This is a genomic window from Parahoeflea olei, assembly GCF_001703635.1.
GTDB classification, from domain to species: Bacteria; Pseudomonadota; Alphaproteobacteria; order Rhizobiales; family Rhizobiaceae; genus Hoeflea; species Hoeflea olei.
In genome coordinates this window covers 257,271-281,583 of the sequence record NZ_LQZT01000048.1, presented here as the reverse complement: position 1 = coordinate 281,583, position 24,313 = coordinate 257,271, and the positions used below count along the sequence as shown (strand labels likewise).

20 protein-coding genes are annotated in these 24,313 nt (G+C 66.0%); 2 read left to right on the top strand and 18 right to left on the bottom strand.

All coding sequences use genetic code 11. The features are described 5' to 3' along the window. Window positions 1-25: 25 nt before the first annotated feature. From AWJ14_RS19710 to AWJ14_RS19685, 6 genes are all read right to left on the bottom strand, one after another. Window positions 26-1,516 (bottom strand): ABC transporter substrate-binding protein, encoded by a 1,491-nt coding sequence (locus AWJ14_RS19710; RefSeq protein WP_066183456.1) that lies wholly within the window; start codon window positions 1,514-1,516, stop codon window positions 26-28. After that, the gene (locus tag AWJ14_RS19705; protein ID WP_066183454.1) at window positions 1,513-2,859 is read right to left on the bottom strand and encodes an acetylornithine deacetylase/succinyl-diaminopimelate desuccinylase family protein; all 1,347 of its coding nucleotides are present in this window, start codon (window positions 2,857-2,859) and stop codon (window positions 1,513-1,515) included. The genes AWJ14_RS19710 and AWJ14_RS19705 overlap by 4 nt, the downstream gene beginning before the upstream one ends. A 63-nt stretch (window positions 2,860-2,922) precedes the next feature. Continuing rightward, a complete protein-coding gene (locus tag AWJ14_RS19700) occupies window positions 2,923-3,294 on the bottom strand; it encodes a septal ring lytic transglycosylase RlpA family protein (RefSeq protein WP_066183451.1) in 372 nt (123 codons plus the stop codon). Window positions 3,295-3,477: 183 nt separating this feature from the next. After that, entirely contained in the window at window positions 3,478-4,341 is an 864-nt protein-coding gene (locus AWJ14_RS19695; protein ID WP_066183446.1) for an SDR family oxidoreductase, read from the bottom strand. A gap of 13 nt (window positions 4,342-4,354) precedes the next feature. Next, window positions 4,355-5,548 (bottom strand): tRNA epoxyqueuosine(34) reductase QueG, encoded by a 1,194-nt coding sequence (gene queG, locus AWJ14_RS19690; RefSeq protein ID WP_066183444.1) that lies wholly within the window; start codon window positions 5,546-5,548, stop codon window positions 4,355-4,357. Between the two features lie 3 nt (window positions 5,549-5,551). Beyond that, window positions 5,552-6,244, bottom strand: coding sequence for a glutathione S-transferase family protein (locus tag AWJ14_RS19685; RefSeq protein ID WP_066183442.1), 693 nt, complete (start codon window positions 6,242-6,244; stop codon window positions 5,552-5,554). A 211-nt stretch (window positions 6,245-6,455) separates the two neighbouring features. Between AWJ14_RS19685 and AWJ14_RS19680 the strand changes: the two genes are divergently transcribed. After that, a complete protein-coding gene (locus AWJ14_RS19680) occupies window positions 6,456-7,259 on the top strand; it encodes an undecaprenyl-diphosphate phosphatase (RefSeq protein WP_066183439.1) in 804 nt (267 codons plus the stop codon). 6 nt (window positions 7,260-7,265) lie between these two features. Here the strand turns inward: AWJ14_RS19680 and AWJ14_RS22465 are convergent, their stop codons facing one another. From AWJ14_RS22465 to AWJ14_RS19625, 12 genes are all read right to left on the bottom strand, one after another. Then, window positions 7,266-7,421: a hypothetical protein gene (locus tag AWJ14_RS22465; protein WP_171904909.1), complete on the bottom strand. Its 156-nt coding sequence runs from the start codon at window positions 7,419-7,421 to the stop codon at window positions 7,266-7,268. Between the two features lie 239 nt (window positions 7,422-7,660). Beyond that, the gene (locus AWJ14_RS19675; protein ID WP_342587274.1) at window positions 7,661-8,422 is read right to left on the bottom strand and encodes a sulfite exporter TauE/SafE family protein; all 762 of its coding nucleotides are present in this window, start codon (window positions 8,420-8,422) and stop codon (window positions 7,661-7,663) included. Window positions 8,423-8,442: 20 nt separating this feature from the next. Next, window positions 8,443-9,423, bottom strand: a complete 981-nt coding sequence (locus AWJ14_RS19670; protein ID WP_066183437.1) for a complex I NDUFA9 subunit family protein — start codon at window positions 9,421-9,423, stop codon at window positions 8,443-8,445. Window positions 9,424-9,563: 140 nt separating this feature from the next. After that, entirely contained in the window at window positions 9,564-9,857 is a 294-nt protein-coding gene (locus AWJ14_RS19665; protein WP_066183433.1) for a DUF1330 domain-containing protein, read from the bottom strand. Window positions 9,858-9,868: 11 nt separating this feature from the next. Next, window positions 9,869-10,597 (bottom strand): orotidine-5'-phosphate decarboxylase, encoded by a 729-nt coding sequence (gene pyrF, locus AWJ14_RS19660; protein WP_139112711.1) that lies wholly within the window; start codon window positions 10,595-10,597, stop codon window positions 9,869-9,871. 81 nt (window positions 10,598-10,678) lie between these two features. After that, complete coding sequence (locus tag AWJ14_RS19655) at window positions 10,679-11,260, bottom strand: NADPH-dependent FMN reductase (RefSeq protein WP_066183430.1); 582 nt, start codon at window positions 11,258-11,260, stop codon at window positions 10,679-10,681. 134 nt (window positions 11,261-11,394) lie between these two features. After that, entirely contained in the window at window positions 11,395-11,982 is a 588-nt protein-coding gene (gene pmtA, locus AWJ14_RS19650) for a phospholipid N-methyltransferase PmtA (RefSeq protein ID WP_083220388.1), read from the bottom strand. A 118-nt stretch (window positions 11,983-12,100) separates the two neighbouring features. Beyond that, on the bottom strand, window positions 12,101-13,234 hold the full coding sequence (gene dnaJ, locus AWJ14_RS19645; RefSeq protein WP_066183425.1) for a molecular chaperone DnaJ: 1,134 nt from the start codon (window positions 13,232-13,234) through the stop codon (window positions 12,101-12,103). Window positions 13,235-13,388: 154 nt separating this feature from the next. Beyond that, complete coding sequence (locus AWJ14_RS19640) at window positions 13,389-14,525, bottom strand: acyltransferase family protein (protein ID WP_171904908.1); 1,137 nt, start codon at window positions 14,523-14,525, stop codon at window positions 13,389-13,391. A 211-nt stretch (window positions 14,526-14,736) separates the two neighbouring features. After that, window positions 14,737-16,647 carry a molecular chaperone DnaK gene (dnaK, locus tag AWJ14_RS19635; protein ID WP_066183419.1) on the bottom strand — a complete coding sequence of 637 codons (1,911 nt, stop codon included), beginning with the start codon at window positions 16,645-16,647 and terminating at the stop codon, window positions 14,737-14,739. 285 nt (window positions 16,648-16,932) lie between these two features. Beyond that, window positions 16,933-19,125, bottom strand: a complete 2,193-nt coding sequence (locus tag AWJ14_RS19630) for a transglycosylase domain-containing protein (RefSeq protein WP_066183416.1) — start codon at window positions 19,123-19,125, stop codon at window positions 16,933-16,935. A gap of 228 nt (window positions 19,126-19,353) precedes the next feature. After that, window positions 19,354-20,745, bottom strand: coding sequence for a M20/M25/M40 family metallo-hydrolase (locus AWJ14_RS19625; RefSeq protein ID WP_066183413.1), 1,392 nt, complete (start codon window positions 20,743-20,745; stop codon window positions 19,354-19,356). Between the two features lie 481 nt (window positions 20,746-21,226). Between AWJ14_RS19625 and polA the strand changes: the two genes are divergently transcribed. After that, window positions 21,227-24,178, top strand: coding sequence for a DNA polymerase I (gene polA, locus AWJ14_RS19620; protein WP_066183410.1), 2,952 nt, complete (start codon window positions 21,227-21,229; stop codon window positions 24,176-24,178). Window positions 24,179-24,313: the final 135 nt, after the last annotated feature.

Here is a 24,313-nt window from a genome sequence, read left to right as displayed (position 1 = left end):
CCCGCCCCGATGCCGGCGTCAGACGTCACTCTTCCCAGTAGACACCGGTCATGTCGTTGGCCGGGGTCGGCGAATTGGTCCACAGTCCCTTGAGCTTGGCATTGGCCACGCCGGCGCGGGCAAGCTGGAACAGATAGGCGTTGACATAGTCGTCGGCGATCTTCTTCTGCGCCGCCTGCAGGAGCTCCGTGCGCTTGTCGGGATCGGTGGCATTGGCGAGATCGGCCATGATCGCCTTGAAATCCGGGTCGCCATACTGGAAGTAATAATCGTCACGGGCATAAATACCTATGTCCATCGGCTCCGTGTGCGAGACGATGGTCAGGTCGAAATTCTTGCCCTTGAACACGTCCTCGAGCCACTGCGCCCATTCGACATTGGTGATCTCGGTGTTGATGCCGACCTCGCGCAGCTGTGCCGCGATGATTTCGCCGCCCCGGCGGGCATAGCTCGGCGGCGGCAGCTTCAGGCTGAGCGTCAGGTCGGAGACGCCGGCCTCGGCCAGCAGCGCCTTGGACTGCTCGGGATCATAGGCCGATTGCGCCGTCAGGTCGACATAGGCCGGGTTGTGGGGGGCGAAATGCGTGCCGATCGGCGTGCCGTAGCCAAACAGCGCCCCGTCGATGATCGCCTGCCGGTCGATGGCGTGGGCGATCGCCTGGCGCACCTTGATGTTGTCGAGCGGCGGCTTCTTGTTGTTCATGGCAAGAATGGTCTCGCCCTCGGTGGAGCCGATGATCACCTCGAAGCGTGGATCGGCGGCGAACTGGCTCAGGTTCTCGGGCGCCGGAAAGGCCGGATAGGCATCGAGATCGCCCGCCATCATGGCGGCAAAGGCAGCCGTCGGGTCGGAAATGAACTTGAAGGTGACCTTTTCGAGCTTGACCGGTTCACCCCAGTAATCGGGATTGCGCTCGAGCTCGACGCGGTCGCCCTTGACCCACTGGCCAAAGCTGAAGGGTCCGGTACCGACCGGCTTGGAGGCGTTGTCGGCCGCCGTTTCGGGCGCCACGATCACCGCATCGCCCCAAGCCATGTTGAACAGGAAGGAGCCGTTCGGCTTGGACAGCGTCACCTTCACGGTCGCCGGGTCCACCACCTCCACCGAGGCGATGTCGGCGAACAGCGCCTTCTGCGCATTGGTGGACTCGTCGGCGCGGGCGCGGTCGAGCGAGAACTTCACGTCCTCGGCGTCAAATGCCGAGCCGTCGTGGAATTTCACGCCGGTGTGGAGATGGAAGGTATAGACAAGACCGTCCTCCGAGATGTCCCAGCTCTCGGCCAGCGCCGGCAGAACCGCGCCGTCCGAGCCGAAGCGGGTCAGGCCCTCGAACAGGTTGGCATAGACCACCTCGTCGATCGCCGCCGCGGCCCCGCCGGTCGGATCGAGATTCGGTGGCTCGAGCTGCATACCGATGCTGGCGTCGGTGCGTGCGGCGAAGGCCGGCGCGGGCACGAAAGCCACACTCAGCGCCAATAGCGAAATAGCCGCGGCCGCAATCGATTTCCCGGTCATGTCTGTTCCTTCCCTCCCGTTAAAGCGGACGCGTCCTGCGCATGTCCATGCAGAAGATCATCCAGGGCGAAGGCCATGACCTTCGCCGAATCGATCATGTCGTCGATCCCGACATATTCATCCGGCTGGTGCGCCAGATCGAGGATGCCGGGTCCGTAGGCGATACAGTCTTTCAAGCGACCAATGCTGTCAATATGTTTCTGATCGTAGGTGCCGGGCGAGACCACATGCACCGGCTCGCAGGCAAGTGCTGCGCGGATCGCTCGTTCGACGGCCACCACGACCGGCGAATCGGCAGGCGTCATGGTCGGGCTGACCTGCCAGAGTTCCTCGAAATCATAGCGGAAGCCGGGACGCTCGGCCTTGACCCGTTCGAGCAGCGCGACGATCTCCTCGCGCACCTCCTCGGCCGGCTCCTCGATCAGGTAGCGCCGGTCGATCACCATGCGCGCCTGGTCGGGCACGCAAGCCGAGGGGAAGCCGGTGAAGCCGGGTTCCGGCTCGGCCTGGCCGCCATGGATCGAATTGATGTTCATGGTCGACTGGCGCGCGCCGTCGGGCACCACCGGCATGGCGGTGCGCTTGGCCGCCAGCGCCGGAAACAGCGAGGCCTCCATTTCGGCGATCACGGCGCCCATGTGGCGCACGGCGCAATCGCCCAGGAACGGCATCGAGCCATGGGCGATGCGGCCATGGGCGCGGATTTCCGCCCACATCACGCCGCGATGGCCGAGGCAGATGCGGTCCTTGTTCAAGGGCTCGGGAATGATGACATGCTGCACCCGCTCGGGCGAGAAATAGCCTTGTTCCGCGAGCCAGGCCACGCCGCCATAGCCGCCGGTCTCCTCGTCGGCGGTGCCGGAAATCTCGATCGCGCCGGGATGGTCGGGCCACAGCGCCGCATAGGCCTCGGCGGCCACGATGGAGGCGGCAAGCCCGCCCTTCATGTCGCAGGCGCCGCGGCCATAGATCTTGCCGTCGGACACCGTTCCGCCGAAGGGATCGAAGGTCCAGCCCGAGCCGGTCTCGACCACGTCGATATGGGAGTTGAAATGCACGCAGGGGCCGGGCCGGTCGCCTTCCTTCCGCGCGATCACGTTCCAGCGCGGATGCCGCTCGCTGTCGCCCGGCGTGCCTTCGGCGCGCAGCATCTTGACGGCAAAGCCCGATTTTTCGAGCCGCCGGGCAAGATAGTCGCAGATGTCGCGATAGAACTCGCCGGGCGGATTGATCGTCGGAATGCGGATCAGATCCTGCGTCAGCGCCACGAGATCGTCGCGCCGTGCGGCGATCTCCCTGGCCAGTTGCGCCTGCCTGTCGGGCGCTGCGGCGGCGTGCGCCATGTCTTGCCTCCCTGCTGCCGCGCCAGCATAGCGGCGCCGGCAGGGCTGGCAAGATGGTTCGGGTCAGGAAACGACGTGAAAACAGACCTTTGCCACGCCGGAATTGATCATGCCCAGATGTCCGGCGGCGGCCTTGGAGACATCGATGATCCGGCCCTTGACGAAGGGGCCGCGATCATTGATGCGCACGACCACGCTCTTGCCGTTGCGCGGATTGGTGACCTTGACCCGGGTGCCGAACCGGAGCCGCGGATGGGCGGCGGTGAGCTTGGCGGGATCCATGCGCTCGCCGGAGGCGGTCTTGGAGGTCAGCGCATACCAGGAGGCGCGGCCGCAGGAGGGATTGGCGGCAAGCGCGGGGCTCGCCACGGACAGGCCGAGAAGGGAGCAAAGCAGGAGGGTTCGGACGCGGGGGCGGGCCGTGTTGACTGTCATGCGGTACGGTTCCTTGAGACGGAGAGATCGGTCTGCAGCGGGTTTGCGGATCCACGTGGTCGCGGACGTCGCGTCGCCCCAACAGGCAGCGAAATGCTTCAGCCGGCGTCCTGAACGGGAAACCGGGCAGGAAAGAGACCGCCCAAATCACTTGTTGTTGCCGATTGTTGCAATGCAGCGGCGTCAGCCGCCGCTGCGGATCAGGCTTTCGAGCCCGGCCCGATAATCGGGGTAGCGGAACGCATAGCCCGCGGCCTTGATCCTGGCATTGGAAACCCGCTTGTTCTCGCCATAGAAGGAGCGCGCCATGGGAGAAAGCTCCGCGGTTTCGAAGTCGGTCTCCGGCGGCGGTTCGATCCCCATCAGCCGGGCAGCGTGTTCGACCACATCCTGCGGCGGCGCCGGCATGTCGTCGGTCACGTTGAAGATGCCGCCGAGCCGGTTGCGCGCCAGCAGCGCCACGGCGCCGCCGATATCCTCGACATGGATGCGGTTGAACACCTGCCCCGGCTTGACCAGACGCCGCCCGTTGCCATGTTCGAGCGTACGGATGGCGTTGCGCCCAGGGCCGTAGATGCCCGAGAGCCGAACGATCGCGAGCGGGACGCCCGCGCGGGCGGCCAGATCCGCCCAGCCCCGTTCGGCTTCGAGACGCGCCACCGAGCGCTTCGACACCGGACGGCAGGGCGTCTCCTCGTCGACCCAGTCGCCACCATGGTCGCCATAGACGCCGACGGTGGAGAGATAGCCGATCCATTCGAGCCTGGGCAGGGCGTCGCCGAAGCTGTCGGGGAAAGCATCGAGCAGCGGATCGCCGCCCGAATCGGGCGCGATCGACATGACGAGATGGGTGGTCTCCGCAAGCGCCGCGCCGAGTTCGGCGGAGGGCTGGCCGCCCGCATAGACGAAGGGAGCGAGGCCTGCCGCCTCGAGGTCGCCGAGCCGCAGCGCGCCACGGGTCGTGCCGCCGAGAAAGGCCGCATCGCCCGCCAGCGCTCGCGCGATGGCAAGGCCCGAAAAGCCTGCGCCGAAAATCATCAGCTTCATGTCCGCATTCCTTTCACGTCGGTCGTGTGCCGTCTGTCCGGTCTCCGCCGGAAGCGAGCGCCAGCCGCCACTCCTCCCGGACCGAACCGTCCGTCTCGTCTTCGGCCTGCCGCGCCAGACCGCTCATATAGGCCAGGCCGGTGAGGTTCGACAGGGCCCAGACCGCAGCGCCGCGCACCAGCGGCGAGGCATCCGCGATCAGATCCCGGCAAGCCGGCACCAGCGCGGCGTCGCCGCTGTTGCCTGCCGCAACCAGCACATTGCGCAGGAAGCGGTCGCGACCGATGCGCTTGACCGGAGAGCCCGAAAAGAAGGCCCGGAACCCGGCATCGTCCATGGCCAGGAATTGCGCCAGCGGCGGCGCCTGCAGGTCCGGCCGGGCGATCAGCTTGGCTTCGCTGGCTTTGACGGCATATTTGTTCCACGGGCAGGCTGCCAGGCAGTCGTCACAGCCATAGACCCGGTTGCCGATGGCGCGGCGGAACTCCTGCGGGATCGGCCCCTTGTTCTCGATCGTCAGATAGGAAATGCAGCGCCGCGCATCGATCTGGTAGGGGGCCGGAAAGGCCTCCGTCGGGCAGCTCGCGAGGCAGGCGCTGCAGGAGCCGCAGTGATCGGTCTTCTGCGCATCCGGCTCAAGCTCGACGGTGGTGAAGATCGAGCCCAGGAACAGCCAGGAACCATGGTCCCGGCTCACCAGATTGGTGTGCTTGCCAATCCAGCCGAGACCGGCCGCCTGGGCGAGAGGCTTTTCCATCACCGGCGCGGTGTCGACGAAAACCTTGACGTCGCCGCCGGCGCGGGCGGCGAACTTGCCGGCCAGTTCCTTGAGCCGGCCCTTGATGACGTCATGATAGTCGCGGTTGCGCGCATAGACCGAGACATTGGCGTTCGAACGGCAGGCGAGACCGGCGCGCGGGTCGGTTTCCGGCCCGTAATTCATCGCCAGCATGATCACCGAGCGAACCTCGGGCCAGAGCGTCCGGGGATCGCTGCGGCGGTCGGATGTTTCGGCGATCCAGCCCATCGACCCATGCCGGCCCAGCGCCACGAACTGCTCGAGCCGGGAGCGGAGCAGGGGATCGGTGTCGGGCGCAGCGACCGACAGTGCGCTGAAGCCGAGCGCCCGTGCCTCGCCGGCGAGGAAGGACTTGAGGCGATCGGTTCCCCTGCCGGCCGCCGTCGGGTCTGGGCGGGACCCGGCCACGGCTCAAAAATCGAGATCGGCGTAATGGGCAACCGGCGGCAGGTTCCGGATCCGGTCGGCCAGAATCGGCCTGAAGGAAGGGCGGGATTTGAGGCGCTGGTACCAGTCCTTCGCTTGGGGGAAGGCGTTCCAGTCGATCTCGCCCAGATAGTCCATCACCGACAGCGCGGCAGCGGCGGCGAGATCGGCATAGCTCAGGCGCTCGCCGGCGAGCCAGGGGCGCGAGCCCGCGAGCCAGGACAGGTATTTCATGTGCTGGCGGATATTGGCGCGGCCGGTGCGCAGCATCTTCGGATCGGGGGCGTTGTCGCCGCTGCCCGAGGGCTTCATCAGCTTGACGATGCGCTCATGCACCAGCGGGCGGGCCACGTCCTGCTCGAACTTGATCAGGAACCACTCCACCAGACGCCGGATTTCGGCGCGCCGGAAAGGATCCTCCGCCAGCAGGCGACGGTCGCGCTTGAACACGCCGAAGGATTCGTCGAGCCATTCGGCGATGATGTGCGGCCCGCAAAGGGCATGGCCGTTGTCGGTCTCCAGCACCGGCAAGGTTCCGGCCGGGTTGATCCGGAGGAATTCCGGGCGCTTTTCCCAGGGAAGTTCCTCAGACAGCTCCGCGGCGAAGTCCATCTCGTGAAAACAGATCCTGACGAATCGGGACGCGGTCGAGGCGGTGTGGTGGTGAAGAACTGGCATCGTCCTGCTGAACGTTTTTGCGTTGGCGCCGGCGCGCAGGGCTGGTGCGCGGGGCTGGTCAGTTTCCGGAAAATAGAGCTATAGGGACTGGCCCACCGCAAGACAAGCGAATCACTCCATCGGTCGGGAGACCTTGGCGGATGCTTGTGGCGAAAATGGGCGCCCGCGCCGCAAAGCGGCCAACGACACGCGCGACGGAGACGCTTGCGACATGGACGAGACAACAATCGTAGGGGCCCTGCTCGGCCTGATCGAAGGCCTGACCGAGTTCGTGCCCGTGTCCTCGACCGCGCATCTGCTGCTGGCCGGCCATTTCCTGGGCTTCACCTCCCCCGGCAACAGTTTCGAGGTGCTGGTCCAGCTCGGCGCCATCCTGGCGATCCTGTCGGTCTATGTCGGCCGGCTCTGGAAGCTCGCACTCGACCTGCCGTCGAGCCCGAAGGCGCGGCGCTTCGTCGGCGCCATCCTGCTGGCGTTCCTGCCCGCGGCCGTGATCGGGGCAATGGCGCATGGCTTCATCAAGTCGGTGCTGTTCGAATCACCGGCACTGATCTGCTGCGTGCTGATCGGCGGCGGCCTGATCCTTTTGCTCGTCGACCGCATGAAGCTCACGCCGCGCTACACCGACGTGATGGACTACCCGTTGCCGCTGGCCTTCAAGATCGGCCTGTTCCAGTGCCTGGCGATGGTGCCCGGCACCTCGCGGTCTGGCGCGACCATTGTCGGCGCGCTGCTGATGGGTGCGGACAAGCGCTCGGCGGCGGAGTTTTCGTTCTTCCTCGCCATGCCGACCATGGCCGGCGCCTTCGCGTTCGATCTCTACAAGAATTACGACAAGCTCGCCTATGACGACGTCGTCACCATCGCGGTGGGCTTCGTCATGGCGTTCATTGCCGGCGTGATCGTGGTGCGCAGCCTGCTCGATTTCGTCTCCAGGCACGGTTTTGCGCTGTTTGCCTGGTGGCGCATCGTTGTCGGGGCGGCCGGACTCGCGGGCCTCTGGCTGGTCGGGTAGGACGCGTTATTCGCTGACGAGCTGCTGCTGCGCGCAGGGATCGACGCCATAGGCCGGGGCGCAGCCCTTGGAGGAGTGGGCGACGCTGCGGGGCGCAAAGGCGGACGCGGACAGGATCACCACAATTGCAAAAGCGAATGCGGATACGACTGTTTTACCCATAGCTGATCTTTATCCCGACCTGGTTGCGCTTGTCGCCGGGGTCTGCCCGGGCACGCGTGCGATGTGTTTCTGGTTCAAAGGCATGCCTTGAGATGCCGCGCATTCCCGCTTCCGGGAGATGCCTGCCCCGACGGTGCCAGGCACCGCGAGAAGCAGGGGCGATCTACGCGGCTCTTCGGCTTGGTTCAAGTCGGATTTCCGCTCGGCCCCTACTTAAACCCAAGAAAATTAAATCATTGCTAAGCATGCGCCATTCCTGCAACACCGCGCCGCACCAGATCCAGCGCCAGCACGGTCAGGCACAGTTTGAACAGTATGCGAAAGCGGCTTTCGGGCATCCTGCGCAGGAGATTGGCGCCGACCCAGGTGCCCGCAAACCCGCTCACGATCATTGCCGCGATCAGCGGCAGCCAGGGAGCAAAGGCAAAACCGGCCAGCGCGAAGGCCAGCGCCTTGACGAGATGCTGCAGGCTCATCAGCGCCGCCATCGTGGCCTGAAACCGCAGCCGGTCCGGGAAGGTCTTGGACAGGACCGCCGCGTTGAAGGGGCCGGTCGCGCCGAAGATCATCGTGAGAAAGGTGGTCACGAGGCCGGTCAGCGCAAAGCCCGGAAGCCTTATGGCCGCAAGCCGGGGGACCGGAACCCAGGTGATGAGCAGGATGAAGGCGCCGAGCGCCGCCCGAAGCGCCGGGCCGGGCAGGGCGCCGACCGCGAGGCCGCCGAGCCATGCTCCGGGGATCGCGCCCAGCAGAAAGGCCAGCAGGCAGGGCCATACGACATGGCTGCGCAGAAGCGCGGCGCGGCCGACATTCGAACCCAGCTGGACGATGCCGTGCACGGGAACGATGGCCGCGACCGGAACCAGGTAACCCATCAGCACCAGCAACGCCACGCCGCCGCCGATGCCCACCGAGATCGTCAAGGCCGAGGTGAAGAAGCTGGCGACAACCAGAAAAAGCGCGCCGCCGGCTTCAAGTCCGGGCGGCGCGAGAAGAAGCACCAGCGAATCGGCGAAAGCGCTCAGGCCTCGCGTCCCGTGCCGCTGAACTGGCCATGCGGCCGGTAACGGGCGAGGTAGCTCGGAAGCACCGCCTCGACCGTGGTCTGGGGAATGCCGAGCCCGGCAAGCGTCCGGCCCTGACTTGTGGCCTCGTCCGAAACCACGTTGTCGCTCCTGAGCAGAAGCACCTGGTCGGCGGTCAGCGGCGGGTCGATCAGCGGAATGAGCGAGCCGATCCGGCCGATCAGCGAGGCGATGCCCCACGGCACCGACACCAGGCTGCGCTGGCGCCGCGTGACCCTGAGCACCTCTTCCAGGCACTCGCGGAAACTCATCACCCGCGGGCCGCCGAGTTCGTAGATGGCGCCGCCTTCGACGCGTCCCTCGACGCTGCGCGCCACCGCTTCGGCCACGTCGCCGACATAGACCGGCTGGAACCGGGTCTTGCCGCCGCCGATCAGCGGCAGGGCCGGCGCGAAGCGGGCCATTTCGGCGAATTTGTTGAAGAAGTCGTCCTCCGGACCGAACACGATCGAGGGACGCAGGATCACCGCGCTCGGCAGGATCTTGAGAATTTCCGCATCGGCGCGGCCCTTGGAGGCCGCATAGTGCGAGTCCGAGGCCAGATCGGCGCCAAGCGCGGAAATATGGGTCAGCCCGGCGCCCACGGCGCGGGCGGCCTCGGCCACGGCGCGCGCACCGAAATCCTGGACCGCGTCAAAGCTGTTGCGTCCGGATTCGAACAGGATGCCCACGCAGTTGACCACGTGATCGGCGCCCCGGACGGCGCGGTCGACCGACTCGCGGTTGCGCAGGTTGGCCTGCACCGCCATGATCTGGCCGACGCCGCCGAGCGGCTGGAGATGGACGGCAAGATCGGGCCGGCGAACGGCAACCCGGATGCGGTAGCCGCGGCGGGCAAGCGCACGCACCACGTGGCGGCCCACGAAGCCGGACCCGCCAAATACCGTGACGAGCTTGGGTTGGTTCAACGATGTCATCTAGGCACTCCCTCGCAGGGTCAATAAGCCGGCCGGTCCGCATGGGCTGCCGGACGAAGTCGAAGTCCAACCACGCTCTTAGTCAAAAACCGCCGCAAGGTGAAGAGCAAGAACATGGACCATGGGGATGACGAGCCCGGTCATCCCTCGTGGCCGCGGATCACCAGCAGTTCGCCATCGGAGAATTGCTGCCGGATCGCGCGTGCCTTCTGGTAGGTCGGCGAATTGTAGCAGGCGAGCGCCGCCTCGTAGCTCGGAAACTCGATCACCACGTTGCGCGACCGCGACGCGCCTTCGACCGGATCGAATTCGCCGCCGCGCACCAGGAACGTGCCGCCGAATTCCTTGTAAGCAGGTGTCGCGGTCTCGATATAGGCCTTGTAGGCCTCGGGGTCGTGCACGTCGACACGACCGATCCAGTATCCCTTCGCCATGATCGGCTCCTTCAGATGTCAGCCATTTCAAGCCGGATGGCGCGGGCGGCGGCGGCGGGGTCCGTGGCTGCCGTGATCGGCCGCCCGACCACCAGATGCGTGGCGCCGGCCGACAGCGCCAGCGCCGGTGTCATCACCCGCTTCTGGTCGCCGTGATCGGCCCCCGACGGGCGGATGCCCGGGGTGACGATCGCCATGTCCGGCCCGACGATGGCGCGCACCTGCGCGGCCTCGGCGGCCGAGCAGACGATACCGCCCATGCCTGCCTCGCGCGCCTGGGCGGCGCGGCGCTTGACGAGCTCTTCCGGCGACATCGCATAGCCGGCCTCGGCAACATCGGCCGCGTCCATCGAGGTCAGCACGGTGACGCCGAGCAGGCAGAGGTCGCTGCCGCGCGCGGCTTCCACCGCTGCGCGCATCGCTTTCGGGTAGGCATGCAGGGTGAGCATGTCGACGCCCATCCGGACCACGTTCTCCACGCCCTTGGCGATGGTGTTGTCGATGTCGAGCAGCTTCATGTCGAGAAACACGCTTCGCCCGGAGGCCTTGAGGTCGCGAGCCAGCTCGAGGCCGCCCGCGAAGGCGAGCTGGTAGCCGATCTTGAAGAACACCGCCTCGCGGTCGATCCGTGCCACCAGCCTTTCGGCTTCCGCGACCGTCGGCACATCGAGCGCCACGATCAGGCGGGGATCAATCCTGCCGGCCGCAGGACCGGCCGTTTCAAGCACTGTGTCTGACATCACGCACTCCCTGTTTGCCCCGCTCCTCGCATGAAGACGGGGCAACCGCAAGAGGATGGCCGCAGAAGCGTGGCGCGCGCATCAGCGGCGGTTCATCAGCACGCAGTGGCTGATCAGCGCGGCACAGGTCTTTTCCAGCATGGACTGGGTGCGCTCGTCGCGGATGCGGCCGTCCTCGTCGAACCCTTTCGATGCGCCGCCGAGCGAGCATTGCTCGCTGATCACCTGGGTTCCCACATTCATCATCACGGAACGCACATGATAGAGCCCGCGAATGCCCGACAGCTTGCCGTCGGAGGCCGAGCCGAGTGCCACGAAGCGGCCGGCCCAGGGCCTGAACGGCCGGTCACCGTCCTTCGAGATCAGGCTGACCCAGTCGATCATGTTCTTGAGCAGGGGCGGGATCGAGGAATTGTATTCCGGGCAGCACAGGAACACGCCGTCCTGCGCGGCGATCAGGCGGCCGAGCTTCATGGCGTTTTCGGGGATGCCGGAGGCGGCCTTCAGGTCCTCGTCGACGATCGGCAGCGGATAGTCGATGAGCGAGATGCGGGTGACATCCGCGCCCTGCCGCGCCAGTTCGACCGAGACCGCTGCGGCGAGCGAGACGTTGAACGAACCGCTGCGGTTGGAGCCGGGGATGACGAGGATCTTCGGGTTCATGCACTGCTCCGCCTGGTGACGGCCGGACCCGTCATCGAGGGTCGGACCCGCGCCCTTGTTCGCACGCCCTGATCCTTAGCCGTTCCCGGGCGTGCAGGCAAATTCCGCGCAGAGCGCAACGGCGCGAACCGGGCTCAGGGGCGGTGGTAGACCCACAGGCGCGCAGGGGGCACGTTGCGCATGACGAAGTCATGATGCAGCACGGTGAAACTCGCGCCCCGGGCCGCGACCGGGGAGACCGGCCCGTAGGAGAACTGCATCACCGGGCGGCCGCGCGGCAGGCGGTCGAGCAGATCCTCGATCAACCGCACGCGCCGGGCCATGGGGAAATTCAGCAGCGGAATGCCGGACAGCACGCAGTCGAACAGGCCGTCATGAACCGGGGCAAGCGTGCCGGCAAGATCGAAGGCATCGCCGCGAATGAAGCGCACGCCGGGAAAATCATGCTGCAGCCGGCTGTGGAACTCGTGCGAATACTCGATTGAGACCAGATTTTCGGGCGCCACGCCGCGGGCCAGGATGGCCCGGGTGATCACGCCGGTTCCCGGTCCGAGTTCGAGCACGGGAAGACCGGACTGCGGATTGATGACCGAGGCCATCGAGCGGGCGGTGACGGTGGAGGTGGGCATGATAGCGCCCACGGCCCTGGGCCCGTCGATCCAGCTCTTGAAGAACCGGATCTCGTCATCGAAACGCCGTGCGATGCGTTTGGATATGGTCATGCCCAAGGCTGCATCTCCCGGTAGCCGCTCCCTTTGGCCCGCCCCCTGCCGGTGGCGTGTGTCGCCACGGAACATGGTTTCAATCGCGCCAAGCCATCGGGTCTGCAGGAACTGTCCATCAGTCCGTCAGGGTGTCGAAAAAGCCCTTCATGCGCGCAAAAAAGCCTGTCGATTCGGGACTTGTGTCCTTCGACGACAGTTCCTGAAACTCCTCGAGCAGTTCCCGCTGCCGCTTGGACAGCTTCTGGGGCGTCTCGATCGAGATGCGGATATAGAGATCGCCGAACTGGGCCGAGCGCAGCACCGGCATGCCCTTGCCCCTGAGCCGGAGTTCCTTGCCCGGCTGGGTGCCTTCGGGCACCGAGACGCGCGAGCGGGCGCCGTCCATGGTGGTGATGTCGAACTTGCCGCCGAGCGCCGCCGTGGTCATCGAGATCGGCACGGTGCAGTAGAGATCCGCGCCTTCGCGCTGGAACACCGCGTGCGGACGCACGGACAGGAAGATGTAGAGATCGCCCGCCGGGCCGCCGCGCATGCCGGCCTCGCCTTCGCCGGCAAGGCGGATGCGGGTGCCGTCCTCGATCCCGGCCGGGATGTTGACAGACAGCGAGCGCTCTTCGGTGACGCGGCCCTGGCCGGCGCATTTGCTGCACGGATCGGTGATGGTCTGGCCGCGGCCATGGCAGGTCGGGCAGGTGCGCTCGACCGAGAAGAAGCCCTGGGAGGCACGCACCCGGCCGGCGCCGCCGCAGGTGGCGCAGGTGGTGGGCTGGGTGCCGGGCTTAGCGCCCGAGCCCGAGCAGACATCGCAGGTTATCGAGGTCGGCACCCGGATCTGCGCGGTCTTGCCGGAATAGGCTTCCTCGAGCGAGATCTCCATGTTGTAGCGCAGGTCTGCACCGCGTTCGCGGCCACCCGAGGCGCGACGGCCGCCACGACCGCCCATCATTTCGCCGAAAATATCCTCGAAGATGTCGGAGAAGCCGCCGCCGCCGAAGCCGCCGCCCATTCCGCCGGGGCCGCCCTGCTCGAAGGCGGCATGGCCGAAACGGTCATAGGCGGCCCGCTTCTGCGGGTCCTTCAGGGTCTCGTAGGCCTCGTTGATTTCCTTGAACTTGTGCTCGGCTTCGGAACTGCCCGGATTCTTGTCCGGGTGGTACTTCATCGCGAGTTTGCGAAAGGCGCTCTTCAGCTCCTTTTCATCCGCTCCGCGCGCCACACCAAGCGTTTCGTAAAAGTCTGGCTTGGCCATCGTATCCGTCAATCTCTCTTCCGGGAGCGTCCGTTGCGAGGGCGTCTGCCCGACGGACGCACAAGAATTCCTTTTTCCCCTCCACGGACAAGGCCGCGCGGGACCCGCGCCAGATTGCGCGTGTGCGTCATGTAGTCACTCGCCGGGTAAAATTCTAGCCCCCTGTGGATCGCGCGCCCTGGGAGGCGTCGCCGGCCACGATGCTTCCGGCCGGCGCGCGACGGCGCAGCAGCGCGGAAAGCGTCCTTTCGAGCCATTTTCCGGCCGGCTGCTCGAAGCGGCGCGCCGACACCAGGGCCACGAGGATGGTCGCCGCCATCGGCAGCGGCATGTAGAGCCAGAAGAAAAGCGGGTCATCGATGCCGATCACGCGCTTCCAGATCAGCGAATAGGCGAACAATTCGATGACCGGATGCCACAGATAGACGCCGAAAGAGACGGCGGCGACCGGCATCACCGGCGCAAGCCAGGCGGTTTCGTCCGCCCCGGTCCGGTCCGAGAGCGCCGCAAGCACGATGGCGACGCCGAACAGCGCCAGCGTGAGATAGATGTTGGCGTCCGAGAACATGGCGACGAAGACCAGGCCGAGCGCCGCCCAGGCGAGCCACTGGCAGTGCCGCGGCACGCGCAAGCGGCGGGCGACGACGCACAGGAAGGCGCCGAAGGTGAAATCGGCGGCCACGCGGTAGGCGGCCCACAGCTTGGTGTTGAACCAGAAATCATATTTTTCGGTCGCCCCATAGTCGGCGATTTCGAGGCAGATGATGATCGCCGCCACGAGCAGCGCCAACCCCGCCGCCCGCCCCTGTGCAAAGGCAAACAGCACCACCGGGAAGATCAGATAGGCGAACCATTCGCCCGACAGCGACCAGGAGACGTAGTTGAAGGTGAGTTCGGTATCGACGCCCCAGCCCTGGATCAGGAGCAGGTTGGCCGGCAGCGCGGAGAGCGCATAGCGCGTCTCTGCGCCCTGGGACTGCACCAGGCCGAGATGCACCATCAGCGCGAAGGCGACGAAGACCGAAAGCGTGATCAGGTGCAGCGGATAGAGCCGCGACAGGCGCTTGACCAGAAAGCCCAGATAGTTCTCGCCGGTGTTCTTCATCCCGCCGTAATGCTCGAAGATCAGGAAGCCGGACATGATGAAGAACATGTCGAGCAGCGGCAGCATGTGCTCGAACCAGGCGACCACGGGATCCGGATCGGGTGCCGAATGGGCGAAATGATAGGCCATCACCAGCAGCGCGGCGAGAAGGCGCCAGACTCCGAACAATCTGTAGGTCTGTCTCACTCGCTGCTCCTTTTTCAAGGTGCACGGCCCGCCGTGGCTCCATGCCGTGTGCCGGGTCCCAGACCCGCGGCGACGGCGATCGACCACCGCCTCACCGCATCGATAAGGAATGCAGCCCCCGTCACGCAAGCAAAGTCTGGATTCATCGTAAACGCGAAAAGGGCCCCGCGAGGGGGCCCTTTCCATCAAAATCCGCTTTCGGACCGGCGCGTCAGGCCGACTTCTTCTCGTCGTCGTCCTTGACTTCCTCGAAGTCGGCGTCGACGACCTTTTCGTCGCCATCGGCGCCGCCGGCTTCACCGGCCTCGGCCTGGCTCTGCTCATACATCGCCTGGCCAAGCTTCATCGAGACTTCCATCAGCGTCTGGCTCTTGGCTTGGATGTCGTCGGCATCCGGATCTTCGGATTCGACGGCAGCCTTCAGCGCTGCGATGGCGTCGGCGATCGCGGTGCGGTCGGCTTCCGAAACCTTGTCGCCATAGTCCTTGAGCGACTGCTCGGACGAATGGATCAGGCTTTCGCCCTGGTTCTTGGCTTCGACCACGGCCCGACGCTTCTTGTCGGCCTCGGCGTTCTGCTCGGCTTCCTTGACCATCGCCTCGATCTCGGCGTCCGACAGGCCGCCCGACGCCTGGATGCGGATCTGGTGCTCCTTGCCGGTGCCCTTGTCCTTGGCCGAGACGTTGACGATGCCGTTGGCGTCGATGTCGAAGGTCACCTCGATCTGCGGCACGCCGCGCGGGGCCGGCGGGATGCCGACCAGGTCGAACTGGCCCAGCAGCTTGTTGTCGGCAGCCATTTCACGCTCGCCCTGGAAGACCCGGATCGTCACCGCGTTCTGGTTGTCTTCGGCGGTGGAGAAGACCTGGCTCTTCTTGGTCGGGATCGTGGTGTTGCGATCGATCAGGCGGGTGAAGACACCGCCCAGCGTCTCGATGCCGAGCGACAGCGGGGTCACGTCGAGCAGCAGCACGTCCTTGACGTCGCCCTGCAGCACGCCGGCCTGGATGGCGGCACCCATTGCGACCACTTCATCGGGGTTGACGCCCTTGTGGGGGTCCTTGCCGAAGAACTGCTTCACCACTTCCTGGATCTTGGGCATGCGGGTCATGCCGCCGACCAGAACCACCTCGTCGATTTCGCCGGACTGCAGGCCGGCATCCTTGAGGGCGGCCTTGCACGGCGCGATCGTGCGCTGCACGAAATCGTCGACCAGGCTCTCGAACTTGGAGCGGCTGAGCTTCATCGTCAGGTGCTTCGGCCCGGAGGCGTCGGCGGTGATGAAGGGCAGGTTGATTTCGGTCTGCGAGGCGGACGACAGCTCGATCTTGGCCTTTTCGGCGGCTTCCTTGAGGCGCTGCAGCGCGAGCTTGTCCTTGCGCAGGTCGATGCCCTGCTCCTTCTTGAACTCGTCGGCAAGATAGCTGACCAGACGCATGTCGAAGTCTTCACCGCCGAGGAAGGTGTCGCCGTTGGTGGACTTCACCTCGAACACGCCGTCACCGATCTCGAGGATCGAGACGTCGAAGGTGCCGCCGCCAAGGTCGTAGACGGCAATGGTCTTGCCTTCGGTCTTGTCGAGACCATAGGCGAGGGCGGCCGCGGTCGGCTCGTTGATGATGCGCAGCACTTCGAGACCGGCGATCTTGCCGGCGTCCTTGGTGGCCTGGCGCTGGGCGTCGTTGAAGTAGGCTGGAACCGTGATGACGGCCTTGTCGACCTTCTCGCCGAGATAGGATTCGGCGGTTTCCTTCATCTTCTGAAGCACCATCGCCGAGATCTGGGCGGGCGAATACTTGTCGCCATTGGCTTCCACCCAGGCGTCGCCGTTGTCGCCGCGGACGATCTTGAAGGGAACCAGTTCCTTGTCCTTGGTCACGGCCTTGTCTTCGTAGCGGCGGCCGATCAGCCGCTTGACCGCGAACAGGGTATTTTCCGGATTGGTGACGGCCTGGCGCTTGGCCGGCTGGCCCACCAGCCGCTCACCGTCTTCGTTGAAGGCCACCATCGACGGCGTGGTGCGGGCACCTTCCGCGTTCTCGATCACGCGGGCGTCCTTGCCATCCATCACTGCGACGCAGGAATTGGTGGTTCCGAGGTCGATACCGATTACTTTCGCCATTCTTTTCTCTCCTTGAAGCGAGCTGCCGGGACCCGGTCAGGCGTTCCATTCGACAGCCCCTAACGGGACATTACTGAACACAGGAAACTGGATCATCCGTTTCCGCCGCCCTTGGCGGGGCTGGTTTTGAGGGCACCCGCCGGAAGCGTTGAGGCGTATATAAGAATGTCCCCGACAGACTGCAAGCGTCCGCAATTGCGCGGATTGGCTGTCGCGGGCTGTTTTTTGCAAGCCGGCTGACCGCAACGGCCCGCGGCCATGGGTGCCGCGAGGCGGGCCGGAGCCTCAATTGCCCATCAGCAGGTCGAGAAGCGTGGTCCGCCTGGGCCCGGCGGGCCGGGGCTGGCTTGCGCCGACCTCCCCAGGAGGCACCGGACCGGATGAACCCTGGTTGACCGTTGCCGCCGTCGGATCGGGCGAAACCGGCACCGGATCGAGACCGCGCACCAGATCGGCCACCGAATCGCCGTTGGCGCGGGCGGGACCTTCGATCGCCACCGGCGGGACCGGGCCGCCGAGCGGCAGGTTCGCCGGCGGCACGCCGGAATGGGCGCGGCTCATGAAGGCGTGCCAGGTCTCGGCCGGCAAGCCGCCGCCGGTGACCTTCTTCATGGGCTTGCCGTCGTCATTGCCGAACCAGACGCCGGTCACCAGGTTTGCGGTGTAGCCCACGAACAGCGCGTCGCGATAGGACTGGGTGGTGCCGGTCTTGCCGGCGGCGGGCCATCCCTCGAGCCGCGCCTTGCGGCCGGTGCCCTCCTCGACCACGCGCACCAGCATGCGGTTCATCATCGCCGCCACCGCCGTGTCGATGACGCGCGGCGGGTTGTCATAGGTGTTTTCGTAAAGAACCTTGCCGTCCTGGGTGGAAATCCGGCGGATCACATGCGGCGTGGCCTTGTAGCCGCCGTTCATGAAGGGCGCATAGGCGCCGGTGAGTTCGAGCAGGCTGACCTCGGAGGTACCGAGCGCGATCGAGGCATTGGCCTGGAGCGGCGCCTCGATGCCCAGCCGGTGCGCGGTCTGGACCACGGTCTTGGGGCCCACTTCCATCACCAGCTGCGCGGCCACGGTGTTGAGCGAGTCGGTGAGCGCATCCGACAGCGTCACCTCGCCGCGATATTTGCCGTCATAGTTTTCCGGCGTCCACTTGCCGATTTTGACCGGCGCATCGTTGCGGATCGACAGCGGCGTGCGCCCCTGTTCGAGTGCGGCGGTGTAGACGAAGGGCTTGAAGGCGGAGCCGGGCTGGCGCAGGGCGTCGGTGGCGCGGTCGAACTGGCTGGTGGCATATTCGCGGCCGCCGATCAGCGCCCGGACCGCGCCGGTGCCATCAAGCGAGACCAGCGCGCCCTGGCCGACGCCGAGCTTGGCGCCATTGTCCTCGAGCGCGGTGCGCAACACCTGTTCGGCCTCGCGCTGCAGCTCGAAATCGATCGTGGTGTCGACCACCAGATCCTCGGTGACCTTGCCGACCAGATCCGGCAGCCTCTGCATGACCAGATCGGCGACATAGTTCTCCGACCCGCTCCAGTAGCTCTTGGCGCGCACCTGGGGGCTGGTGAGCGCGGTTGCGATCTCCTTGTCGGTGACCACGCCCTGTTCCTGCATGGCGGCAAGCACCACCTGCGCGCGCGCTTCGGCGGCCTTCGGATCGCGCGCCGGCGACAGCCGCGAGGGTGCCTTGAGCAGGCCCGCCAGCAGCGCGGCTTCCGCCAGCGACACGTCGCGGGCAGGCTTGCGGAAATAGCGCCGCGAGGCGGCTTCCACGCCATAGGCGCCGGAGCCGAAGAACACGCGGTTCAAATACATCTCCAGGATCTGGTCCTTGGTGAAGCGATGTTCGAGCCACAGCGCCAGCAGCACTTCCTGGACCTTGCGTTCGATGGTCCGCTCGGGCGACAGGAACAGGTTCTTGGCGAGCTGCTGGGTCAGCGTCGAGCCGCCCTGGACCATGCGTCCGGCCGTGAAATTGGAGACCATGGCGCGCGCCAGCCCGATCGGATCGACGCCGAAATGCGAGTAGAAGCGACGGTCCTCGATGGCGATCACGGCTTCCGGGATATAGGGCGACATGTCGCCCAGAAGCAGCGCCTCGCCGCCCGTGGCGCCGCGATTGGCCATGGTCTCGCCGTTGACGGAAACGATCTTGACGTTGGGCGGCCGGTCGGGGATCGACCAGGTGGCCGCACTCGGCATGCGCGCGCCGTAATAGGCGACAATACCGGCCACGGCGATGCCGCCCCAGATCGCCAGCACGAAGCACCAGTAGAGCATGCCGCGCAGCAGCGTGGCGAAACGGCCGCGGCCCTTGTGCGCGGCGGGCTTGCGGGCCTTCGCGCCCGCCGGCTTGCGCCGGCCGGGCTGCGGCTGCTTTCCGGCCACCCGCTCGTCGGCGATGGTCCTCGAATTGCCCCTCGACCGGCCGCCCTCGAAGGACGGCTCGATGCGGTTCTGGGGTGTTTTCCTGCGCGCCATGAGGGATCCGGTTGCGGTTGGGCCCCGATCGGCCTCGGCAATCGCGGTGATTGCATCGGCGATCCGGATGATGGGTTCACTGCAGTTTCGTCGCGGGAGACAGACTGTCCCGTTTCGAAACTGCCCGGCGATCGCACAACACCCTAAATGCGACGATTTAAGGGGCGGTTAAGGAAACCGCCCCTTCGGTCGCACCCCGCAAACGGCAATTGAGGCAGGCGAACCCCGCTACCGGGTCGACAGCCCGTCGAGAATGCGCACCCAGGAGCGGATGCCCCCCGCGAACGAGGCCAGGTCATATTTCTCGTTGGGCGAATGGATGCGGTCGTCGGTGCGTCCGAACCCGCACAGCACCGATTGCAGGCCGAGATAGGTCTGGAAATCGCCGACGATCGGGATCGAACCGCCCATGCCGATCATCACCGCGGGCTTCGGCCATTCGTCGGTCAGCGCCGCGCGCACCTTGGTCACCACCGGCGAATCGAAGGGAAGCTGGATCGCCGGCGAACCGCCATGCGGCGCGTAGCTGACCGTGCAATCGGCAGGAAGGCGCGATTCCACATGGGCGCGGAAGGCGGCGCGGACTTGGGCGGGATCCTGCTTGCCGACCAGGCGGAAGGAGACCTTGGCGGAGGCCTTTGCCGCAATCACGGTCTTGAAGCCCTCACCGGTGTAGCCGCCCCACATGCCGTTGACCTCGGCGGTCGGGCGCGCCCAGGTGAGTTCGAGCACCGACCGACCCTTTTCGCCCGACGGCACCGACAGGCCGACTTCGCCGAGAAAATCCTCGGCAGTGCGGCCGAGGCTCTCCCAGCTTGCGAGAATCTGCGCGGGCGTCTCCTCGACGCCGTCGTAAAAGCCTTCGAGCGTGACCCGGCCGGTGTCGTCGTGCAAATCGGCGAGGATCTTCGACAGGATATGCAGCGGGTTGGCCGCCGCCCCGCCGAACAGGCCCGAATGCAGGTCCCGGTCGGCCGCGGTGATGGTGACTTCCTCGCCGACCAGGCCGCGCAGGGCCACCGCGATCGCCGGCGTCTCGGCGTCCCACATGCCGGTGTCGCAGACCAGCGCGCAATCGGCCTTGAGCTCTTCGGCATTGGCTTCGAGGAACGGCTTCAATGAGGGCGAGCCGGATTCCTCCTCGCCCTCGAACAGGATGGTGATGCGGCAGGGCAGCACGCCGCTCGCCTGCTTCCAGGCGCGGCAGGCCTCGACGAAAGTCATCAGCTGGCCCTTGTCGTCGGACGAGCCGCGGCCGGTGATCGCCTTGCGGCCAGGCTCGATCTCCTTGATCGCAGGCTCGAAGGGAGGCTCGGTCCACAGATTGAGCGGATCGACGGGCTGCACGTCGTAATGGCCGTAGAACAGGAAATGCGGCGCGTCGGGCGTGGCGCCCGGATGATGGGCGACCACCATCGGATGCCCGGTGGTGTCGCGCAGGCTGGCCTCGAAGCCGAGTTCGGTCAGTTCGTCGACCAGCCACTGGCCGGCACGGCGGCACTCGGGCGCATAGGCGGGATCGGTGGAAATCGACTGGATGCGCAGGAGCCCGAACAGGCGCTCGAGGCTCTGCTCGAACTGGGCATCTGCGGCGGAAAGAGCGGCGGTCAGGTTCGTCATCGAAAACTCCGGATGGAATCAGAAATCCGAAGACTACTGCATAATCGCCCGGACCGAACCCGACAGGACGGAAAAATTCGGGCCAGCGTTTCGACAGGCCGCACGGGGATATCGCGGCGGAGGTCCGGAAAGGCAAAGGCACAAAAAGAAAGCCGCCATGACCAGAGGGGACGGTCATGGCGGCCTATTGGTCGGACAAGGGCCGCAAGGGGCGGGGGGGATGGCCCTTGTCCTCGGTCTGGGTGGCGGCGGGGGACGAGCCGCAAATCCAGACATCGGCTTATTCATTCGCCGGTAAGAGTGATTTGGCCTCGTGAATGTGGCTTTTCAAGGACACGGACATTACAGTTTTGTAACGAAGCCGTGAACCGATGCCGGGTCTTGGGCCGGGTCCTGGCGATCGGACGCCGGCGACGGCTTTCCCCGCTTTCGGCGGCGATGCTGATGGACCTTGTCGCACCGGCGCGCTAATCGTAGCGGCATGAAACACGGTGATCATCTCTTCCTCGTCGACGGGTCCGGCTATATCTTCCGGGCCTACCATGCCTTGCCCCCGCTCACGCGCAAATCCGACGGCCTGCCGGTCGGTGCGGTTTCGGGTTTCTGCAACATGCTGTGGAAGCTGATGGTGTCGGCGCGCGACACCTCCGTGGGCGTCACGCCCACGCATTTCGCGGTGATCTTCGACTATTCGTCGAAAACCTTCCGCAACGAGCTGTACCCCGAATACAAGGCCAACCGCTCCGCGCCGCCGGAAGACCTGGTGCCGCAATTCGCGATTATCCGCGAGGCGACGCGCGCCTTCGACCTGCCCTGCATCGAGATGGAGGGCTTCGAGGCCGACGACCTGATCGCCACCTATGCGCGGCTTGCGCGCGAGGCGGGCGGCGACGTCACCGTGATCTCGTCAGACAAGGACCTGATGCAGCTCGTAGGCCCCCAGGTGTCGATGTATGACAGCATGAAGGACCGCCAGATCGGCGTGCCGGAGGTGATCGAGAAATGGGGCGTGCCGCCCGAAAAGATGATCGACCTGCAGGCGCTGACGGGTGATTCGGTCGACAACGTGCCGGGCATCCCCGGAATCGGTCCGAAGACCGCGGCGCAGCTGATCGAGGAGTTCGGCGATCTCGACACGCTGCTCGCGCGCGCCGGCGAGATCAAGCAGACCAAGCGCCGCGAAAACATCATCGAACATGCCGACAAGGCCCGGATCAGCCGCGAGCTGGTGCGGCTCAGGGACGATGTCGAGGTGCCCGAACCGCTCGACGCGCTGGTGCTCAATCCCCCGGACGGGCCGAAGCTCGTGGCCTTCCTCAAGGGCATGGAGTTCACCTCGCTCACGCGGCGGGTGGCGGAAGCCACCGACACCGATGCCGGCGCGGTCGATGCCGCGGAAGTCGCCATCGACGCGGGGGAAGAGATGCGCGGCCCGGACCTCGACCCGGGACAGGCGAAATCGGCTGGCGAAGCCGCGGGCGCCGGCGACAGTCCATCATTCGACACGCCGCAGGCCCTGGCGAAGCGACGCGCGGAGGCTGCCGTCGGCGCAAAGATCGACACCAGCGCCTATGAGACGCTGCGCGACATCGAGGAGCTCAAGAGCTGGTGCGCGATGGCGCGGGAGCGGGGCATCGTCGCCTTCGACACCGAAACCACCTCGCTCGACGCGATGCAGGCCGATCTGGTGGGCTTCTCGCTCGCCATTCCGCTCTCGGCCCCCGAGGCGGGCGATCTCACGGTGCGCGCCTGCTATGCGCCGCTCGCCCATTCCAACGGCGTGGGCGATCTGCTGGGCGGTGGCGGCGACCAGCCGGGACAGATGCCGCTGCGCGCCGCGCTCGACGAACTCAAGGGGCTGCTCGAGGATCCGTCGGTCCTCAAGATCGGGCAGAACCTCAAATACGACATGCTGGTGCTGGCGCGTTACGGCGTCTCGATCGAAAGCTTCGACGACACCATGCTTCTGTCCTACGTGCTCGATGCGGGCGTCGGCGGCCACGGCATGGACGCGCTCTCGGAACGCTGGCTCGGGCACAAGCCGATCACCTACAAGGACGTGGCGGGATCGGGCAAATCCGCCATCCCCTTCGCCGAAGTCGCCATCGACAAGGCCACCGCCTATGCCGCCGAGGACGCCGACGTGACGCTGCGGCTGTGGCATGTGCTCAAGCCGCGGCTCGCCGCGGACGGGCTCACCCGGGTCTACGAACGGCTGGAGCGGCCGCTTGCCAAGGTGCTGATGCACATGGAGCGGCGCGGCATCCGCGTCGACCGGCAGATCCTGTCGCGCCTGTCGGGCGAACTCGCGCAAGGTGCGGCGGCACTCGAGGCCGAAATCCAGGAACTGGCGGGCGAGAGCTTCAATGTCGGCTCGCCCAAGCAGCTGGGCGACATCCTGTTCGGCAAAATGGGCCTGCCGGGGGGCTCGAAGACCAAGTCCGGGCAGTGGTCGACCTCGGCGCAGGTGCTCGAAGACCTGGCAGCCGCGGGCCACGAACTGCCGCGCCGGATCGTCGACTGGCGGCAGCTGACCAAGCTCAAATCCACCTATACCGACGCGCTGCCGGGCTTCATCAACCCCGAGACCAACCGCGTGCACACCTCGTTCGCGATGGCGGCGACCACCACCGGGCGGCTCTCCTCGTCGGATCCGAACATCCAGAACATTCCGGTGCGCACCGCCGAGGGCCGCAAGATCCGCACCGCCTTCATCGCCGAGCCCGGCAATGTGCTGATTTCGGCGGACTACAGCCAGATCGAGCTCCGCGTGCTCGCCCATGTGGCGCATATCCCGCAATTGACCCAGGCCTTTGCCGACGGCGTCGACATCCACGCCATGACCGCGTCGGAAATGTTCGGCGTGCCGGTCGAGGGCATGCCGTCGGAGGTGCGCCGCCGCGCGAAGGCGATCAATTTCGGCATCATCTACGGCATCTCCGCCTTCGGGCTTGCCAACCAGCTCGGCATCGAGCGCTCGGAAGCGGGCGACTATATCCGCAAGTATTTCGAGCGCTTCCCCGGCATCAAGGACTACATGGAGGCGACCAAGGCCGAGGCCCGCGACAAGGGCTATGTGACCACCATTTTCGGCCGGCGCGCGCATTACCCGGAAATCCGCTCCTCCAACCCGCAGATGCGCGCCTTTAACGAGCGCGCAGCGATCAATGCGCCGATCCAGGGCTCGGCCGCCGACATCATCCGCCGCGCCATGGTGCGCATGGAGCCGGCACTCGAAAAGGCCGGCGGCCACACCCGCATGCTGCTGCAGGTGCATGACGAACTGATCTTCGAAGCGCCGGAGGCGGAAGCTGAAAAAGTGATTCCGCTGATCGTCGAGGTGATGGAAAACGCAGCCCTTCCCGCGCTCGACATGGCGGTGCCGCTGAAAGTCGACGCACGTGCGGCCAAGAACTGGGATGAGGCGCATTGATGGCGGGGGTGGTCCCGCTTCGCCCGGACCACATCACCAAATTGTGACGCGCACCACCTGCCACTTGAATTGACGCCTCCGGGAGCCCCATGGTGTCTGGTGGCCATTCTATCGCTCGAGGAGGACTGTCATGCC

What these genes read in the sequence shown, in the direction of transcription:
- AWJ14_RS19710 (WP_066183456.1), bottom strand. Translation starts at nt 1,516, where the DNA reads ATGACCGGGAAATCGATTGCGGCCGCGGCTATTTCGCTATTGGCGCTG.
- AWJ14_RS19705 (WP_066183454.1), bottom strand. Translation starts at nt 2,859, where the DNA reads ATGGCGCACGCCGCCGCAGCGCCCGACAGGCAGGCGCAACTGGCCAGG.
- AWJ14_RS19700 (WP_066183451.1), bottom strand. Translation starts at nt 3,294, where the DNA reads ATGACAGTCAACACGGCCCGCCCCCGCGTCCGAACCCTCCTGCTTTGC.
- AWJ14_RS19695 (WP_066183446.1), bottom strand. Translation starts at nt 4,341, where the DNA reads ATGAAGCTGATGATTTTCGGCGCAGGCTTTTCGGGCCTTGCCATCGCG.
- AWJ14_RS19685 (WP_066183442.1), bottom strand. Translation starts at nt 6,244, where the DNA reads ATGCCAGTTCTTCACCACCACACCGCCTCGACCGCGTCCCGATTCGTC.
- AWJ14_RS19680 (WP_066183439.1), top strand. Translation starts at nt 6,456, where the DNA reads ATGGACGAGACAACAATCGTAGGGGCCCTGCTCGGCCTGATCGAAGGC.
- AWJ14_RS22465 (WP_171904909.1), bottom strand. Translation starts at nt 7,421, where the DNA reads ATGGGTAAAACAGTCGTATCCGCATTCGCTTTTGCAATTGTGGTGATC.
- AWJ14_RS19670 (WP_066183437.1), bottom strand. Translation starts at nt 9,423, where the DNA reads ATGACATCGTTGAACCAACCCAAGCTCGTCACGGTATTTGGCGGGTCC.
- AWJ14_RS19665 (WP_066183433.1), bottom strand. Translation starts at nt 9,857, where the DNA reads ATGGCGAAGGGATACTGGATCGGTCGTGTCGACGTGCACGACCCCGAG.
- pyrF (WP_139112711.1), bottom strand. Translation starts at nt 10,597, where the DNA reads ATGTCAGACACAGTGCTTGAAACGGCCGGTCCTGCGGCCGGCAGGATT.
- AWJ14_RS19655 (WP_066183430.1), bottom strand. Translation starts at nt 11,260, where the DNA reads ATGAACCCGAAGATCCTCGTCATCCCCGGCTCCAACCGCAGCGGTTCG.
- pmtA (WP_083220388.1), bottom strand. Translation starts at nt 11,982, where the DNA reads ATGACCATATCCAAACGCATCGCACGGCGTTTCGATGACGAGATCCGG.
- dnaJ (WP_066183425.1), bottom strand. Translation starts at nt 13,234, where the DNA reads ATGGCCAAGCCAGACTTTTACGAAACGCTTGGTGTGGCGCGCGGAGCG.
- dnaK (WP_066183419.1), bottom strand. Translation starts at nt 16,647, where the DNA reads ATGGCGAAAGTAATCGGTATCGACCTCGGAACCACCAATTCCTGCGTC.
- AWJ14_RS19630 (WP_066183416.1), bottom strand. Translation starts at nt 19,125, where the DNA reads ATGGCGCGCAGGAAAACACCCCAGAACCGCATCGAGCCGTCCTTCGAG.
- AWJ14_RS19625 (WP_066183413.1), bottom strand. Translation starts at nt 20,745, where the DNA reads ATGACGAACCTGACCGCCGCTCTTTCCGCCGCAGATGCCCAGTTCGAG.
- polA (WP_066183410.1), top strand. Translation starts at nt 21,227, where the DNA reads ATGAAACACGGTGATCATCTCTTCCTCGTCGACGGGTCCGGCTATATC.